The sequence below is a fragment of the Collinsella aerofaciens ATCC 25986 genome (assembly GCF_964239575.1).
Lineage (GTDB): Bacteria > Actinomycetota > Coriobacteriia > Coriobacteriales > Coriobacteriaceae > Collinsella > Collinsella aerofaciens_BQ.
This window is the reverse complement of sequence record NZ_CAXSQQ010000006.1, coordinates 69,952-86,349: the sequence shown is the minus strand read 5'-3', so window position 1 is coordinate 86,349 and position 16,398 is coordinate 69,952. Positions and strand designations below refer to the sequence as shown.

13 protein-coding genes are annotated in these 16,398 nt (G+C 60.6%); 3 read left to right on the top strand and 10 right to left on the bottom strand.

The genetic code is table 11. The features are described from left to right. Positions 1–228 precede the first annotated feature (228 nt). From nhaA to ACESUZ_RS04975, 7 genes are all read right to left on the bottom strand, one after another. The gene (gene nhaA, locus ACESUZ_RS05005; RefSeq protein WP_373198801.1) at positions 229–1,587 is read right to left on the bottom strand and encodes a Na+/H+ antiporter NhaA; all 1,359 of its coding nucleotides are present in this window, start codon (positions 1,585–1,587) and stop codon (positions 229–231) included. 267 nt (positions 1,588–1,854) lie between these two features. Beyond that, positions 1,855–2,778, bottom strand: coding sequence for a manganese-dependent inorganic pyrophosphatase (locus tag ACESUZ_RS05000; RefSeq protein ID WP_373198799.1), 924 nt, complete (start codon positions 2,776–2,778; stop codon positions 1,855–1,857). Between the two features lie 166 nt (positions 2,779–2,944). Then, positions 2,945–3,898 carry an ROK family protein gene (locus tag ACESUZ_RS04995; RefSeq protein WP_229028221.1) on the bottom strand — a complete coding sequence of 318 codons (954 nt, stop codon included), beginning with the start codon at positions 3,896–3,898 and terminating at the stop codon, positions 2,945–2,947. 241 nt (positions 3,899–4,139) lie between these two features. After that, positions 4,140–4,472: a PTS sugar transporter subunit IIA gene (locus ACESUZ_RS04990; RefSeq protein ID WP_199407153.1), complete on the bottom strand. Its 333-nt coding sequence runs from the start codon at positions 4,470–4,472 to the stop codon at positions 4,140–4,142. A 9-nt stretch (positions 4,473–4,481) separates the two neighbouring features. Continuing rightward, positions 4,482–4,784: a PTS sugar transporter subunit IIB gene (locus ACESUZ_RS04985; RefSeq protein ID WP_117735519.1), complete on the bottom strand. Its 303-nt coding sequence runs from the start codon at positions 4,782–4,784 to the stop codon at positions 4,482–4,484. 150 nt (positions 4,785–4,934) lie between these two features. After that, positions 4,935–6,287: a PTS sugar transporter subunit IIC gene (locus tag ACESUZ_RS04980; protein WP_138113361.1), complete on the bottom strand. Its 1,353-nt coding sequence runs from the start codon at positions 6,285–6,287 to the stop codon at positions 4,935–4,937. A gap of 135 nt (positions 6,288–6,422) precedes the next feature. Next, positions 6,423–7,823: a glycoside hydrolase family 1 protein gene (locus ACESUZ_RS04975; RefSeq protein ID WP_373198797.1), complete on the bottom strand. Its 1,401-nt coding sequence runs from the start codon at positions 7,821–7,823 to the stop codon at positions 6,423–6,425. A gap of 303 nt (positions 7,824–8,126) precedes the next feature. Between ACESUZ_RS04975 and ACESUZ_RS04970 the strand changes: the two genes are divergently transcribed. Both ACESUZ_RS04970 and ACESUZ_RS04965 read left to right on the top strand, forming a co-directional pair. Further along, positions 8,127–8,846: a GntR family transcriptional regulator gene (locus ACESUZ_RS04970; RefSeq protein ID WP_373198795.1), complete on the top strand. Its 720-nt coding sequence runs from the start codon at positions 8,127–8,129 to the stop codon at positions 8,844–8,846. 74 nt (positions 8,847–8,920) lie between these two features. Further along, on the top strand, positions 8,921–9,853 hold the full coding sequence (locus ACESUZ_RS04965) for a type I phosphomannose isomerase catalytic subunit (RefSeq protein WP_373198793.1): 933 nt from the start codon (positions 8,921–8,923) through the stop codon (positions 9,851–9,853). A 320-nt stretch (positions 9,854–10,173) separates the two neighbouring features. Here the strand turns inward: ACESUZ_RS04965 and ACESUZ_RS04960 are convergent, their stop codons facing one another. Continuing rightward, positions 10,174–13,074 (bottom strand): ATP-dependent helicase, encoded by a 2,901-nt coding sequence (locus ACESUZ_RS04960; protein ID WP_373198791.1) that lies wholly within the window; start codon positions 13,072–13,074, stop codon positions 10,174–10,176. A 356-nt stretch (positions 13,075–13,430) separates the two neighbouring features. After that, positions 13,431–14,411: an undecaprenyl-diphosphate phosphatase gene (locus tag ACESUZ_RS04955; protein ID WP_055310402.1), complete on the bottom strand. Its 981-nt coding sequence runs from the start codon at positions 14,409–14,411 to the stop codon at positions 13,431–13,433. Positions 14,412–14,659: 248 nt separating this feature from the next. Here ACESUZ_RS04955 and ACESUZ_RS04950 point away from each other — a divergent pair, with 248 nt between their 5' ends. Then, positions 14,660–15,097, top strand: a complete 438-nt coding sequence (locus ACESUZ_RS04950) for a universal stress protein (protein WP_006235921.1) — start codon at positions 14,660–14,662, stop codon at positions 15,095–15,097. 253 nt (positions 15,098–15,350) lie between these two features. Here ACESUZ_RS04950 and ACESUZ_RS04945 read toward each other — a convergent pair whose 3' ends face one another. After that, the gene (locus tag ACESUZ_RS04945) at positions 15,351–16,394 is read right to left on the bottom strand and encodes a sensor histidine kinase (RefSeq protein WP_373198789.1); all 1,044 of its coding nucleotides are present in this window, start codon (positions 16,392–16,394) and stop codon (positions 15,351–15,353) included. Positions 16,395–16,398: the final 4 nt, after the last annotated feature.

Below are 16,398 nucleotides of genomic sequence, written 5' to 3'. Positions count from 1 at the left end.
TCCGGTTTTGGAAGGATGCATCGGCATTTTTCGTCCAGCCACGCAATCGTTAATGCACAGACAGAATAGATTTGTACATTATTTTTCGCGCCTAAAATGAAACGCCGTTTGTGACAGTACTCACAAACGGCGTTTTTTGGCCACTGGGGTGTCCGGCAGGTGGCAAGTACCACTCAAAACCGCGTTTTACACGCGCTCGAGCAGGCTCTGGCGTCTGTTTCTACGCGCCTACTCGTTCTTGGGCGCGGGGTGCTTGCAGATCACACTCATGTAGATCATGCCAAGTACGGCCGCGGTGACAGAGCCGGCGAGAATAGCGGCCTTGGCGGCCAGAACCTCAAACTGGGCCGTCGGGAAGGCGAGGCCGCTGATGAGAATCGACATGGTAAAGCCGATGCCGCCCAGAATGCCCACACCGGCAATCATGTGCCAGTTGACATTGCGCGGCAGCTCGCAGGCCCTAAGCTTAACCAGGGCAAACGTCATGCCAAAGATACCGATCGGCTTACCCAGCAGCATGCCAAAGTACACGCCGAGCGTCACCGGGTCGGTGAGCAGCGTGCTCATGTCCACGCCCACTAGGCGAACCTGTGCGTTGACGAACGCAAAAATCGGCAGGATCACAAAGTTGACCGGCGTGGAGATCAGACGCTCCATGCGAATGAGCGGCGGGGTCACGCGGTGCATGACGCGCTCGACCTTGGTAGTCGAGACGGTAAAGTCATGCTGGCCCAGGATGTGTGCCTCGTCATCGTAGCGGTCATCGAGCAGCGGCAGGCACTCGCCCAACCAATCGGTGAGGCTATCGAGCTTGACGCCACACTTGGCCGGGATGGTAAAGGCCAGGATGACGCCGGCGAGCGTAGCGTGCACGCCGCTCTTGAACATGCAGAACCACAACAGCAGACCCAGTACCGAATACGGGGCAAGGCGGTAATGCTGCGTCTTGTTGAGCCACACGAGCGCGCAGGTCACAAGCGCGGCGGCGCCCAACCAAAACGGATTGGGGCTTTGACCGTAGAAAATGGCGATGGCGGCGATGGAGATGAGGTCGTCGGCGATGGCGAGCGTCGAGAAGAACACGCGCACGCCGTTGGGCACGCGGTTGCCCAAAAGCGACAGCACGCCCAGCGCAAAGGCAATATCGGTTGCCATGGGAATGGCCCAGCCGTTGTGCGCGCCGGCATGGTTAAAGATCAGGTAGATGCAGGCGGGAACGACGACGCCGCCCACGGCCGCCAGCATGGGAAGCATAGCCTGGCGCGGGTTCTTGAGCTCGCCAACTGTCATCTCGTACTTAAGCTCAATGCCCACCAACAAAAAGAAAATCGCCATGAGGAAGTCGTTGACGAATAGCTCAACGGTGAGACCGGCCGTAAGGTTGCCCAGACCCACATACAGCGGGGTCTCCAAAAAGTGATGGATGGCCTCGTAGGCATCGGTATTGGCGCAAATGACGGCGGCGATGGCGGCGAAGACCATGACGGCGGCGGAAATCGTGCTGTTCTCGGCGATGCGCTCCCAAATGTCATGGCGCTCAAAACGCTTGCGCTCACGGACGTTGAACAGCTGCTCGGGTGCTGCCATGGGCGGCTCCTTTCACGGGAAAGCTCCCGTCTTAAAAAAGCACGGCCCGCCCAAGTGGCGGCGCCGCGCTCTAACGTATTACGCTTGCATCTAGCCTACCCTGCACGACAGGCACGCAGGCGTGGCCGAAAAGCGGAACCACAGGTTGAACATTATTTGCTCAACGGCACGGGCACGCCTGTCCAAGAGACGACGCGGCGACGTGCACAAAAAACGACCGGAGCGCGGGGCGTCCGCGATCCGGTCGTGGCGTTTGGTCAACTAAACCTAGCAGGCGGCCATGATGGGGGCAGCGACCTGCTTCTTACGGGAGAGGACGCCCGGCATCCAGACGCCGTCGTGCTCGTCGGCAATGCCCAGGCCCTTCTGAGCAGCCTCGGTCTCGCCCTCGAGCAGGACCTGCGAGCCCTCCTCCATGATGTCGGTGATGCACAGGACGATGCCGTCAGCACCCTTCTCGGCGGCGTAGGCGCGCATGGCCTCGCGAATCTCGTCGATCATGCCGAGTGCGCGGGTCTTGTCGACGGTCTCGTACTGGCCGATGAGCAGCTTCTTGCCGGCGGGCTCGAACATCTTGATGTCGTTGCCGACCATCTCGGCTGCGGTGAAGGAGCCGGACGGACGGGTAAGGAAGACCTCCATGCCAAACTTGACCGGGTCGACGCCCACCTGCTCGCCGAGCTTGGCGGCGACGACGCGGTCGACATCGGTGGTGGTGGGGCTCTTGAGCATGAGCGTATCGGTCATCATGGCCGAGAGCAGCAGCTTGGCCTGGACGTCGGAAAGCTCAACGCCGAGCACGCCGGCGAGCTTGGTGACGATGGTGCAGCTGGAGCCCCAGGGCAGGCAGATGTAGTGCAGCGGGCCGGCGGTCTCGAAGTCGCCGATGCGGTGATGATCGACGACGCCAAAGACCGTGGCGTCCTTAAGGCCGGCGACGGACTGGGCGGACTCGTTGTGGTCGGTGAGGACGACGAGCTGACCGGCCTCGACGGACTCGATCGCGCGAGGCTCGGCGATGCCGGCGTCGGCGAGCAGCTTGGCGGACTCTGCCGGAAGCTGACCAAGAGCGCAGGCCTCGTAGGTGTTGCCGGCATACTCAACCTGGTTGAGCAGCTGGGACAGGACGACGGCGCTCATGATGGCGTCGTTATCGGGGTTCTGGTGACCAAAGACAAGAACGTTTGCCATGGATATCCTCCACTTGATATGTGTACTTGGACGTAGCTATGGTAGCACGCCGATGCCGAGCCTTCGCAGACGGAAGGGCCACGGCATATTTTGGGGCAGGCACGGGGGCCAAGGCTGTCCCTTTTACACCATGTTGGTGCAAAGTAACCTGACCCCCTTGCACCAGCTATTTACCGGCGGCGCGCAGGGCTACGTAGGCGGCGCCGATGATGCCGGCGTCGTTGCCGAGCGAAGCGACCTTAATGGGCGTCTCGCGCGAGGCGGAAAGCGCGTAGCGCTGGAAGTGCTCGCGAACGGCGTCGAGGTAGACATCGGCCGAGGCAGACGCACCGCCGCCGATCAGGAACATCTCGGGGTCGACCACGTTGGCAATAAGCGCCAGGGCGCGGCCGAGATAATCGGCCATGGTATCGGCAGCTGCCAGTGCGAGCTTGTCGCCCTCGCGGCAGGCCTGGAACACGTCCTTGGAATCTGAGGGGCCGGTGAGCTCGATGGGCTCGACGCCCGCCTTCTTGCACTCAGCAAGGTAGTTGCTCACCACGCCGGTGGCGCTGGAATACTGCTCCAGGTGGCCATGGCCACCGCAGCCGCAGGTACGCTCCTCGGCCGGGTTCAGGCACATGTGACCAATCTCGCCGCCGGCGCCCACAACGCCCGATACCACGTCGCCGTTAACGATAACACCGCCGCCCACGCCGGTACCGATGGTGACCATCACCACGTTCTGCACGCCCTTGGCAGAACCGAGCCAGGCCTCGCCCATGGCAGCGGCGTTGGCATCGTTCTCGTACTTAACGACCGCGTCGGGACAGTGCTTTTGAATGGCGATCCTCAGCTCGGGCAGGTTAATGGCAATGTTGGCCTTGACCTTGGCATCGCCCGATGCCGGGATGGGGCACGGAACGGCCAGGCCAATGCCCGCCACAAAGGCACGCGGAATCTGGGCTTTGGCGACCACCTGGTCGATAGCCTCGGTCACCGCGGCAAAGCCCGCAGCGTCAACGATGGGAGGCGTGGGCACGCTGGCCTTGGCAAGCAGGTTTCCGTCCTCGTCGAACAGGCCCTCCTTAACCGAAGTGCCGCCGACGTCAATGCCGATGTAGTACTGCTTAGGTTCCATGAGAGCCCACCTTTCTCGTTTAAACATTGCCTGTATGGTACCGCTCCCAAGGCAAAAACCTACCAAAAAGAGACAGGTTTGTTTTGGCAGGTTTTATCTGGGGAAACGTCCGCCCGCTCAACGAGCAATGACGCTCAGCAACTCGCCAAACAAAAAGCGCCGGGAGAGGGAGACTCCCGGCGCCTGCAAAAGGGACTGGATTGTATGCGAACCGCACGATCCGTCGCGGCGAAAACGCCAGCTAGGCCTTGAGTGCCTGTAGCTGTTTGTGGACCTCAATGAGCTCCGTGGCCATGACGCGCATGGTCTCGGTGCCGGCCATCTGGTCCTCGGCGTGCAGCAGAATCAGCGGGGCCTCGCCGTTGCGCTCGCCATTGGCCTCCTTCTTAAGAAGTCCCATGTGAACATCGTGGCCGCCGTTATAGGCCTCGTCGCCCTGCTTAATGAGCTCCTCGGCGGCGTCGAAATCGCCCTCCTTGGCCTTCTGCACGGCGTTGATGTACATGCTCTTGGCGGTACCGACGTAGCTGATGATCTCGAAGCAGGTCATCTGCAGTTCGTTCATATCCTCCATGCGCTGCACCTAGCCCATCACGCTGACGCAGTGGTCGATGATGCCGGCGGCGTTCATGCGGCCATAGTCGACCATGTTGATGACCTCGACCGGGAAACGGCCGGCGGCCTCCTTCTCAAAGTCGCCCTTGGTGTAGCCGATCTGCGGGCCGAGCAGCAGGATGTCGCACTCGTCCAGGTGATCGTGGGCCTCATTCATAGGACGGGCTTCGACCTCGATGTCCAGACCACGGCTCGCGACCTCGGACTGCATCTTCTGGACCAGCAGACTCGTGGACATGCCGGCATTGCAGCAAAGCATGATCTTCTTCATGGTTTCCTCCTTATAACTGCGCGGCGCGCAGACGACAAACTGGATAAATCCTTGTGGTTATCTTTCCCCTGTTTTGCACGTTTAGGCAAAAAAGGAGATACGGGTACCGGTACCAAGCATCGGTACCCGCAAGGGTGGAATGGACAAACGCTAGGCGTTCTGCTCGGCGAGGGCCTCCTGCTTGGCGATGGCCTTCTCGGAGATCCTCATAAAGGGCAGGTAGACAGCCATGCCGATGACCAGCTCCAGAGCCTGCCACACGCCGGCGCGCCAGTCAAAGCCCGTAGCAAGCAGGGCGTTGATGACGGGCGGCATGGTCCAAGGCACCTGAGCGATGCAGGGGCTGATGATGCCAGCGCAGGTCAGGCCATAGGTGACACCGATGAACAGGTCGGGAAGAAGCACGAACGGAATCATGAGCGGCAGGTTGTACACGATGGGGTAACCGTAGATGACCGGCTCGTTGATGTTGAACAGGCCAGGCAGAATGGCCATCTTGGCAACGGTCTTGGAGGCCTTGTTCTTGGAGAACAGGAAGGTGTCGAGCAGCAGCATGAGGGTGCAGCCCGAGCCGCCGATGAGGGCGAAGCTGTTGACGATCTGCATGTTCATGTAGTGATCGGGCTGGATGGTACCGCCGGCGGCAAAGGTAGCCATGTTGTCGACGATGAGCATGGTCAGGATCGGCTCGACGGTAGCGCCCGAGATGGTGGACTGGTGAATACCAACGCAGAACAGCAGGTTGGCGAGGGTGTAGATGAGGATGACAGCCCACGGACCGGCGTTCATGATGCTCTTGAGCGGGTTGGAGATGCAGGTGGAGATGATGGTGCACAGGTCGGTGCCGGCGCAGACGGCGAGCAGGGCCGAGGCGATAGCGAAGATCGAGAGGTTGAGCAGCATTGGGATCATGACGTTGAAGGAGTTGGAGACCGCAGGAGGTACGCCCTCGCCCAGCTTGACCTTGAGCTTCTCGACGCCCGAGATCTTGATGAAGAGCGTCGTGGAGAGCAGGGCGATGATGATGGCCGAGAACAGGCCGTTGGTACCGGTGTTGGCGGTCGAAAGGGCACCGGTGACCTCGGCGGAGGTGATCTTGTCGGTGAGAAGCGGGCTCGTGGCGGCAAGGGTGGCGGTGATCTGCTGCGGCATCATGATGACGAAGGCAGAGATAGCGACAACCACGCAGGCAAGCGGGTTATCGAAACGCTCGTTCTTGGCGAGGCTGTAGCCAATCAGACCGGCCAGGATAATGGCGGACACGTTAAGGGTGCCCAGGGTGATTGCCGAGCCCCAGGTCTGGAGGTTGGCGAGGCCCGCCGCATCGAGCGGGAACAGAGGGAACACGACGTTGTTGATAAGAACCGCGATACCCGCAAGGATATAGAGCGGCGTGATGGTCGCGAAGGCATCGCGCAGGGAACGCAGATGAACCTGGTTTCCCACCTTCGCAGAGACCTCGGCAAATTTGTCGAGGAAGCTCTTTCCGTTGTCACTGGCCATGATTGCTCCTAACTTTCAAATCCGGCCTTTTCCTATGCGCACGGTGGTCTGTCGCCCTCTGCCACCAGATGTGCCAATGTTATTGCGCGTTTGCGCAGGGGCTGAGCGCCCGTTTTGGGGCTGAGCGCCCGATCGCTAATCCACCACGTGGGTCGTGGCGACCTGCTTGAGCCAAGCTGCCGATTTCTTAAGACGGCGCTGATAGCCGTCCATGAGGTCGACCTCGACAAAGCCATAACGGTTCTTGAAGGCATTTGCCCAGGACCAGTTGTCAATGACGGCCCAGTAGTGGTAGCCGCGGCACTTGGCCCCTTCGTCAATGGCCTTGGCGACCCACTCAAGGTGCTGGCGCACAAAGTCGACGCGATAGTCGTCCTGAATGGTTCCCTCGGCGTCACGATTCTTGTACTCGTCCATGATGCCGATGCCGTTCTCGGAGACGAACCACTCAAGATCGGGATAGTTCTTGGCGCAGTCCATGCCAAAGTCGTAGAGGCCCTTCGGGTAAATCTCCCAGCCGCGGCTCTTGTTCATGACGGCATCGGGCCACACGTACTCGTCGGCAAAGTGCGGCAGACCGTACTGGTCGATCTTGCTCGCCGGCGCCTGGACGCGCGTGGGATGGTAGTAGTTGCAGCCAAGCCAGTCAACGACGCCCTGCTTGAGGATCTCCTGGTCACCGGCGCGGAACGGAAGCTTGACGCCGCCCTCGGCCAGGCTGTCGAGCACGTCGGCGGGAAGCTCGCCCTTGGTGATAAGGTCGAGCCACCAGCGATTGTTGATGCCGCTGGTCATACGCACGGCCTCGAGGTCTGCCTCGCTGGGGTTCTCCTTGGTGTAGACCGGGGTGAAGCAGTTGATCATGCCGATCTTGGCATCGGCGCGAACGGCGCCCTTGTCATAGGCGCGACGGTAGTTGGCCACGGCCAGCGCATGTGCCAGCGAGATGTGATACTGCACGGTGCGAGCGCGGCTAAAGTCGTGGAGCTGCGGGAACCACACGCCCTCCTGATAGCGCTGCTCGGGCTCGACGATGGGCTCGTTAAAGGTGAACCAGTACTTGATCTCCTGGCCAAACTCGTGGAAGGCGACGTCGGCGTAATGTGCGTAAGCCTCGACAACCTCACGGCTCTCCCAGCCGCCACGGTTAAAAAGGTAGGTGGGCATGTCAAAGTGGTACAAGTTGACAAACGGCTCCAGGCCGGCTTCGCGAGAGGCGCGGAACAACTCGTGATACCACGCGGCGCCTTCCTCGTTGAGGTTGCCGTCGGCATCGAGCAGACGGCTCCACTGGATGGAAGTGCGATAGGTATCCAGGCCCAAGTCCTTCAAAATGCGAAGGTCTTCCTGGTACTTGGCCATAAAGTCATTGCCGGCGTAAGAGCCAACGCAGTTGTAGAACGAGCCCAGATCCTGGATGGACCAGGTGTCCCACAGGTTCTCGAGCTTGCCGCCCTGGTTCCACTGACCCTCAGTCTGCGGGCCGGACATAGCAGCGCCAAAGAAGAAGTCGTTGGGCAGCTGATACTGTGCCATCAAAGTCCTCGCTTTCGTGTTCTAGAGCTTCCGGTTGGAGACGGGTTTGCTTTGGCAGGTTATCCGGCGCGGGCGCGCACCGGTCATACCGATATCCAACCCGCCAAAACAAAACCGTCCCCAAACGGTCGATCCTGTTCTGCGGAAAGATTCCGTTCGTTGCTTAAACTATAGCGCTCTAATTCTAAAAGTAATGTGTCTTTTTCTTTTTTCTTTCTCGAGCTTCTTAGATAAAGGTTATATGGGTGCCTTGTTAAGGGTTATACTTACTTGCGTATTGATATATGTCGGAAAGGAGGTTCAATGATTCCCAAATACGAGGCGATAGCTGCAGATATTCGTCGAAGCATCGAGGATGGCACTCTTAAACCGGGCGACAAGCTTCCCACCGTCGTTGAGTTCTGCGAGCTCTATAGCGTTTCCAAAATCACCGTCAAACGAGCTATTGAACAAATCACCGAGGAAGGCCTTATTACCAGCCGGCGTGGATCGGGTACCTACGTTAAGGACACGGCGGGGCTTCCCGGCCAGGCGTTTTTCCAGGGCAAAAACGACCGTGCCCAGGGTTTTTCGTATGAGCACCGCGGGGAAAAGGTGACCTCGGTGGTCTACGATTTCTCGATTGTTAATCCACCAGCGGACATCGCAGCCCAGCTGGGAATTGCCGAGGATGACTTTGCCTATCACGTCGTGCGCGTGCGTCAGGCCGATGAGAAGCCCATCGTTATCGAGTACACCTACATGCCCCTCGAGCTGATTCCGGGGCTGAAAAAGAAGGACCTGTACGGATCGGTCTACCGCTTCATCCGCGAGCAATGTGGGCTGAAGATTTCGAGCTTCCACCGTACCATTCGCGCCGTGGCAGCAACCGAGGAAGAAGCCGAGCGTCTGGACACCAAACTTGGCTCTCCCCTGCTCGAGCTCACCCAGATTGGCTTTTTGGACAGCGGCGCCGCCTTTGAGTATTCGACCTCGCGCAACGTTGGCGACCGCTTTGAGTTGCACAATGTAACGTTGGCGTAGGTTTTTGTAGTCATGCGGGCGCTCGTTTTGAGCTGTCTTACGCGGCACCCGCACAACCTTATGGGAGTATGCACATGTCCGATTTGATTAAACTCACGCCGATCTTCCACGAGAAGATCTGGGGCGGCCGCCAGCTGGAGACCGTGTTTGGCTATGACATTCCCGAGGGTCCCATCGGTGAGTGCTGGGCCATCTCGGCCCATCCCAACGGCGACTGCCAGATTGCGGAGGGCCCGTATACAGGCCACACGCTTTCGTGGCTGTGGGCCGAGCACCGCGAGCTCTTTGGCAATTGCGAGGGCAAGGAGTTCCCGCTGCTCATTAAGATTCTGGACGCCAAGGACGACCTTTCGATCCAGATTCACCCCAACGACGAGTACGCCGCCGAGCACGAGAACGGCAGCCTGGGCAAAACCGAGTGCTGGTATGTACTGGACTGCGAGCCCGGTGCCACGATCATCGTCGGCCAGCGCGCGCACGACCGCACCGAGGCTGCGCAGATGATCGAGGAGGGCCGTTGGAACGAGATGCTCAACGTGTTGCCGATCCACAAGGGCGACTTTTTCCAGATTGATTCCGGTACCGTCCACGCCATCAAGACCGGCACGCTCATTTTGGAGACGCAGCAGTCGAGCGACGTGACGTATCGCCTGTACGACTACGACCGTCCCGGTACCGACGGCAAACTGCGTCCCCTGCACATTGAGCAGAGCCTCGACTGCATCGATTTCGACGTTCAGGCTCCGACCGACGGCACGGTGACCGCGCCCGAGGTCGATGGCGTGACCGAGCTCGAGTCTAACTCCTGCTACACCGTCGATCGCGTGCGCGTCGACGGCAGCAAGACCCTCGACCAGCGCTGGCCCTTCATGTGCCTGTCAGTCATCGACGGCGAAGGCACCGTCTGCGGCGAGCCCGTTCACAAGGGCAGCCACCTGCTGGCTCCGAGCACCGTCAGCTCCATCGACCTCGAAGGCAAGATGGAACTGATCATCAGCCACCTGTAAGCTACCGATCCCCGAACGCTCGCCGGGATGGGCGCGGGGTTGGAACAACAATCTAAGACGCAACAAGGGGCTCCCCCGTCTATGTACGGGAGAGCCCCTACTCGTATCTATTTATCAGCCCACCCGGCTCTCCAGATTAAAAAGCGAACGAGCAGAGCAACGTTCGCAAGCAGCGTTATCTAAGGACCTGGGCGGGCGTATAGGGCAACATCGATCGCGAGTTCCGCACGCAAAGGAGAGCACTTAATGTGCTCTCCGTCTTGCGCAGGACTGCCCGAGCAGGCGATGTTGCCCCATACGCCCGCCCGGGTCCGCCGGGATTACGACAGCTTGACGATCGGTGCAAAACCCTTCATAAGCTTTTTGGTCTGACCGGTCTTTTCGAATTGAACCTCGATCATGTCGCCCGCGACGCCGATAACGGTACCGGTGCCAAAGGTCTTGTGGCTCACGGTATCGCCCGCGGCAAAGTCCTGCGACGCGCTGGCGCGATCGACCTTGCGCTCCACCGTCGGCGACACCTTGGACGACGGCTTTTTAGCTCGCGGTGCGCCCGAGCCAAAGGTCGAGGCAACACGGCCGGCATCGGGCGAGACCCCACGATGGCGCTCGGTCCCGTAGCTGCTGCCGCCAAAGAAATCGTCGAAGCTCGATCCGCCGCGCGAACCGGAACCGCCGGTCGAGCGCGTATGCGAGCCAAACACCTTGCCGCCATACATATCCGAGCCCATGCCCGAGCCAAAGGTGCCGTGACGGTCGCCGCGCTTCTCCCAGCCCGTGCCCTCAAAACCGGCAGAACCGATACCGCTAAACTCGATATCCTCAAACGGAATCTCGTTGAGGAAGCGCGAACGCGGGTTGGCAGAGGTCGAGCCGTAGGTGCGACGCGTGGCAGCATAGGTCAGGAACAGGCGCTTACGGGCACGCGTGATGGCAACGTAGGCCAGGCGACGCTCCTCCTCGAGCTTGCCCGGGTCATCGCTGCCGCCAAAGTCGTGCACGTGCGGGAAGATGCCCTCCTCCATACCGGCAACGAACACCGCCGGGAACTCCAGGCCCTTGGCGGAGTGGATGGTCATCATGGTGATGGCATGCGTCTCGCCGGCCAGGGAATCCAAGTCGGAGCGCAGGGCCAGCCACTCCATGAGTGCCGGCAGCGCCTTACAGGTGAGCGGACCGTAGGTGCGCTCGATCTCATCGGCATGCACGGCGCCCGCCGGTAGCTCTGTTGGCACGGCATACGCGTTGCCCGCGATGGCGGCGGCCAAGGCATCCTGCGGCGAGAGCGCCGGGGCGGCTAGGTTATCGAGCGGATTGGAACCTGCGGCGTCACGAGCGCCGACAAGTGCCTCAAACGAGGATGCCGGAGCGGACGGCCCCGGCTCGGGCGCGGGCGCACTCACCACGACGGGCTCGGACTCGGCGACGGACGGCACGTCGGCAACACCGGCCGCGCGCAGCTCTTCCAAGCTCTCGAGCGTCCCCTCGATATCCTCGTGCGTCTCCTCAAATTCGGCGGCGACGCCCAGGAATTCCTGGATGTTCTCGGCGCGGCTCTCGGACTCCATGGTGCCCTCGGCGCGGAACGCCTGCAGCAGGCCCGTCTTGTCGACAATCATCTCGACGACATCCTTGAGCTCGCCGTCCATGCGGCGACCCTCGCGTACCAGCGCCACAAAGCTCGACAGGCCGTTGCGCACCTTGGCACTAAACATGCCCGTCTCGGCGCACGCGATCTCGCAAGCCTGGAAGAACGAGCAACGGTTGTCGCGCGCCAGCTGCTCAATCTTTTGGATCGAGGTGGAGCCGATACCGCGGCGCGGCGTGTTGATGACGCGCTTGACGCTCATCTCGTCTGCCGGGTTCACGATCATCTTGAGGTAGGCCATGACATCGCGAATCTCGGCGCGGTCGAAGAATCGCGTGCCGCCAACGATCTTGTAGGGCACGCCCGCGCGCAGGAACATATCTTCGAGGATACGCGACTGGGCGTTGGTGCGATAGAACACAGCGATGTCGTCGTAGCTCGTGCCCTTGGAGTGCAGCTTCTCGATCTCACCGGCAATCCAGCGACCCTCGTCGCGCTCGTCGCTCGCCTGGAAGGCCTGGATCTTCTCGCCATCGCCCTCGGCCGTAAACAGGCGCTTGTCCTTGCGCTGCGAGTTGTGGCGAACAACGGCATTGGCGGCGCTCAGGATGTGACCCGTGGAGCGGTAGTTCTGCTCCAGCTTGACGGTCTTGCAGTTTTTAAAGTCCTTCTCAAAGTCCAGGATGTTGGTGATGTCGGCGCCGCGCCAGCTATAAATGGACTGGTCATCGTCGCCTACGACCATGAGATTTTGGTACTTGGCGGCCAGCAGGTTGGCGATTTCGTACTGGACGTGGTTGGTATCCTGATACTCGTCGACGCTAATGTAGCGGAAGCGCTCTTGGTACTTGTCAAGCACCTCGGGGCGGGTGCGCAGCAGCTCGAGCGTGCGCACGAGCAGGTCGTCGAAGTCCATCGCGTTGGCGGCGCGCAGGCGGCGCTCCAGCTCCATATAGACCTGCGCGGCCTTTTTGTCGTTGGGGCTGTCGGCGGATTTGAGCATGTCCTCGGGCCCGATCATGGCGTTTTTGGCCGAGCTGATCTTGCTGCGGATCATGTTGATGGGGAACTGCTTTTGCTCGATACCGAGTGCCTGCATAATGTCGCGCACCATGCGCTTGGAATCGTCGTCATCGTAGATGGTGAACTGACCGGTATAGCCCAGCAGGTCGGCGTCCTCGCGCAGCATGCGCACGCACATGGCATGGAAGGTGCACACCCACATACCGCGGGTGCCGCTGGGGATGAGCGCTGCCAGACGCTCGCGCATCTCGGCCGCGGCCTTGTTGGTAAACGTGATGGCAAGGATCTGCCAGGGCTTAACACCCAGGTCGCCGAGCATATGGGCGATGCGGAAGGTCAGGACGCGGGTCTTGCCCGAGCCAGCACCGGCAAGGACCAGCAACGGACCCTCGGTCGTCAGGACGGCCTCGCGCTGGGCGGGGTTAAGGCTGTCGATGTCGACGAGCGGCTTAGCGGGCTTGGGTGCCGGTGCGGGAGCATCGTAGATGTCGAGCGGGACGAGCTCGGGCTCCGGCGCAGCGGGGGCAGTGTATGCATCAAGCGGCACGGGTTCCGGCGCGGGCGGCACGGGTACCGCGGCATTCTTTTCCCAGGGCAAGGACTGGGTCATGGGCGACTCCTCATCTGACGGACGGCGCGCCTGCGGGCAGCGCCATAGTTTGAGCCGTACCAGTATACCGAGCCGCGCGGACACCGACGCAAATCACACCACGACTCCGTCCGCCACCATCGGACCCGCCCCAGCGAATTTGGCGCAATGAGGTCAGATTTGTCTGCACCAAGCTGGTGCAAAGTAACCTGACCCCATTGCGCCAATCACAGAGCCACCGATGTCACGGTAGCAGCAGCGAGCGGCGGCCAGAGCGAACAAATTGGCATGAAAAGAGGGCGGCATAGACCTTTTGGCCATGCCACCCCCTTTGAATGACAAGTTGTCGCCCCGGCCGCCGCGCAGCGTCGACTAAGTTAGAGGCCGAGCATCGGCTCCAGAACGAAGAAGTATGCGAGCACTACGATGCCAAGGATGATGCGGTAAACACCGAAGCACTTAAAGTCGTGACGGCGGACGAAGCCCATGAGCCACTTGATGGCGATGAGCGAAACCACAAAGGCCACAACGCAGCCCACGCCCAAGATAGCGACCTCGTTGGCGCCGAACGTGCCGCCCTTGATGAAGTACTTGACCAGCTTGAGCGCACTCGCGCCAAACATGACAGGGATGGCCAGGAAGAACGTAAACTTGGACGCCACCGAACGCGTGCAGCCCAAAAGCAGGCCGCCGATGATGGTAGAACCGGAGCGAGACGTACCAGGCACCAGCGAAAGCACCTGGAAGCAGCCGATACCCAGCGCAGTCTTCCAGCTCAGGTCCTCGAGCGTGGCGATGGAGCCAAAGTCCAGATTCTCGTCATCGTCCTCATCCTCAGCGGTAGCCGCGGCGGGCGCCGCAAAGTGCGCACCGGCGGGACGTCCACCCGATACCACAGCACGCGAGCCAAACGAACCGGCAACGGCCATTTCCTCTCGCTTGCTCGCGCGCCAGTTCTCGATCACGATAAACAGCACGCCGTACACAATGAGCGCCAGCGCCACGACGGGAGCATTGTAGAAATGCTCCTCCATCCAGTCGTTAAGCGGCAGACCGATCGCCGCGGCGGGAATGCAGCCGAGCACAATCTTGCCCCACAGCACCCAGGTGTCGCGACGGCCCTCCTTGCCCTTGCTGGGCGAGAACGGATTGAGCTCATGGAAGAACAGCACACAGACGGCCAGAATGGCGCCGAGCTGAATCACGACCAGGAACATATTCCAGAACGTCTCGCTCACGTTCATCTTGACGAACTCGTCCACCAAGATCATGTGACCGGTCGACGAAACAGGCAGCCATTCGGTGATGCCCTCGACCAGGCCCATGAAGGCAGATTTTAGAAGCTCGATAATATCCAAAGGGACCCCCTCGTTAGACACCCGCCGATATTGTTCTGCGGACGGTGCGGGCGATGTCCCATTATCAACCGTTGGCGGCGCGCCTGCGCCTACCCTTACCAAAAAACTCGCCCGTTCACAGAATTGCGAGCGGTCAAACCCAAATCCTTGGGTATAACTGCAACAAGATAAAGTGTCCGGCGGCCGACGCGCCCGCGCCCGCCCGATGCACGAGCCCCGCGCCCGTGCGATAGACCAAGGAGGAAACCATGAACGAGGGCTACACCAAGGTATTTGTTTCACTCGACGGTACTGAGCAGCAGGATTTTGTGCTCGCACGCGCCATTAAGGTCGCCGCGAACAACGGCGCCAAGCTAATCATCGGCCACGTTATCGATTCCACGGCGCTCGAGAGCGCCGGTTCCTATCCGGTCGATCTGGTCAACGGCCTAGAGGAGGCATTTAAGAACTCCATCGCCAAGCAGCTCGAAGAGGCCAAGGCCAATCCCGATATTCCCGAGGTCGAGGTCATGATTCGCGCCGGCCGCATTCGCGAGACGCTCAAAGACGAGATGCTCGACGTGGTCAAGCCCGACCTGGTGCTCTGTGGCGCACGCGGCCTGTCCTCGATCAAGTATGCGCTCCTGGGTTCGATTTCGACGTTCCTGCTGCGCAATACGGACTGCGACATCTTGGTCGTGAAGTAGGTTCCTTCCCGTCGGCGCAAGGCCTGCGGGGTTATCACGCCGACGTCCTCGCCGCTTCGCGGCTGCGGGATGTCGGCTTAGATAACCCCTCCCGGCCTTGCGCCTTCGTCACCGTACTTCAGCGAGTTGGCTGATAAAAGATGGCGTGCCGCCCTGGTTGGGGCGGCACGTTTTTTATGGGGCGATTCATTTAAATCCTTGCGGCTATATTCACGTTCGGGAACATAGCCGTCCGCACCGCAAGACGGCCCGCCTACTCAAAGTATTGGAACTTGTTGGTTGAGAAGGCAAACGTGACGACAAAGCCTTCACCGGGCTCGGATGCCGCGGTGACGTCGATGCCCATCTTGGAGCACAGGCGCGCCACCAGGTAGAGGCCGATGCCCGTTGCGCGCTTGGTGGTGCGGCCGTTGTCGCCGGTAAAACCCTTCTCGAACACGCGCGGCAGGTCTGCCGCACACACGCCGCAGCCGTTGTCCGCGACGGTAAGCTCGATGCGCTCGCTTGCCAGGCCCTCGTCCAGCAACGCGCCCGAAAACGTGATCTTCGCACCGTCCTCACACGCATATTTAATGCTGTTCTGAATGAGCTGGCCCAGAATAAACTCGAGCCACTTCTCGTCGGTAAAGACCTCAAAGTCGAGGTTCTCGCACACCGGAGCAACGTGCGCCGCGATAAGCTCGCGCGCGTTGGCTTTAATCGCGCCCGTCACCAAGGTCTTGAGATCCCAGCGGCGAATCAGGTAGTCGCGCTCCACGACTTCCGAGCGCGCATAGTACAGAGCTTGGTCGATATAGCGCTCCACGCGGGCAAGCTCGCGTGCCAGGTCATCCACGCGCGACAGGTCATCTTCGCTGCCATCCAGGTTTTCCAAAATTAGATGGGCCGCCGCCTGGGGCAGCTTGGCCTCGTGGACCCAGCTCTCGATATAGTCGCGATAGTCATCGGTCTGACGCCTGCCTTCGGCAACCTCGTCGCAAGCGGCTTTGCCCACCCGGCGCAAGACCTCGTACTCGAGCTCGCCCTCGGCATAGGTCGGGCATTGCACCATCTCCTGCACCCATGCAGGACTCTCGAGCTCCTCTGCCGCACGCTCCAGCTGGCGCAGAAAACGACGACGGCGCGCGTACTCGATCACGATGCCGAGCATACCAAAGATATAGGACACGCCGACCGCCACGACCACGATAGAAACGGGTGCGCCGGCGACCGTCAGCACAAAGCAGCTCAGTAGCACGCCGCACGTCCACACGACGACGGGAAGCAGCGCGTCTTTAAAGAACTTGGCAAACGACATAGCC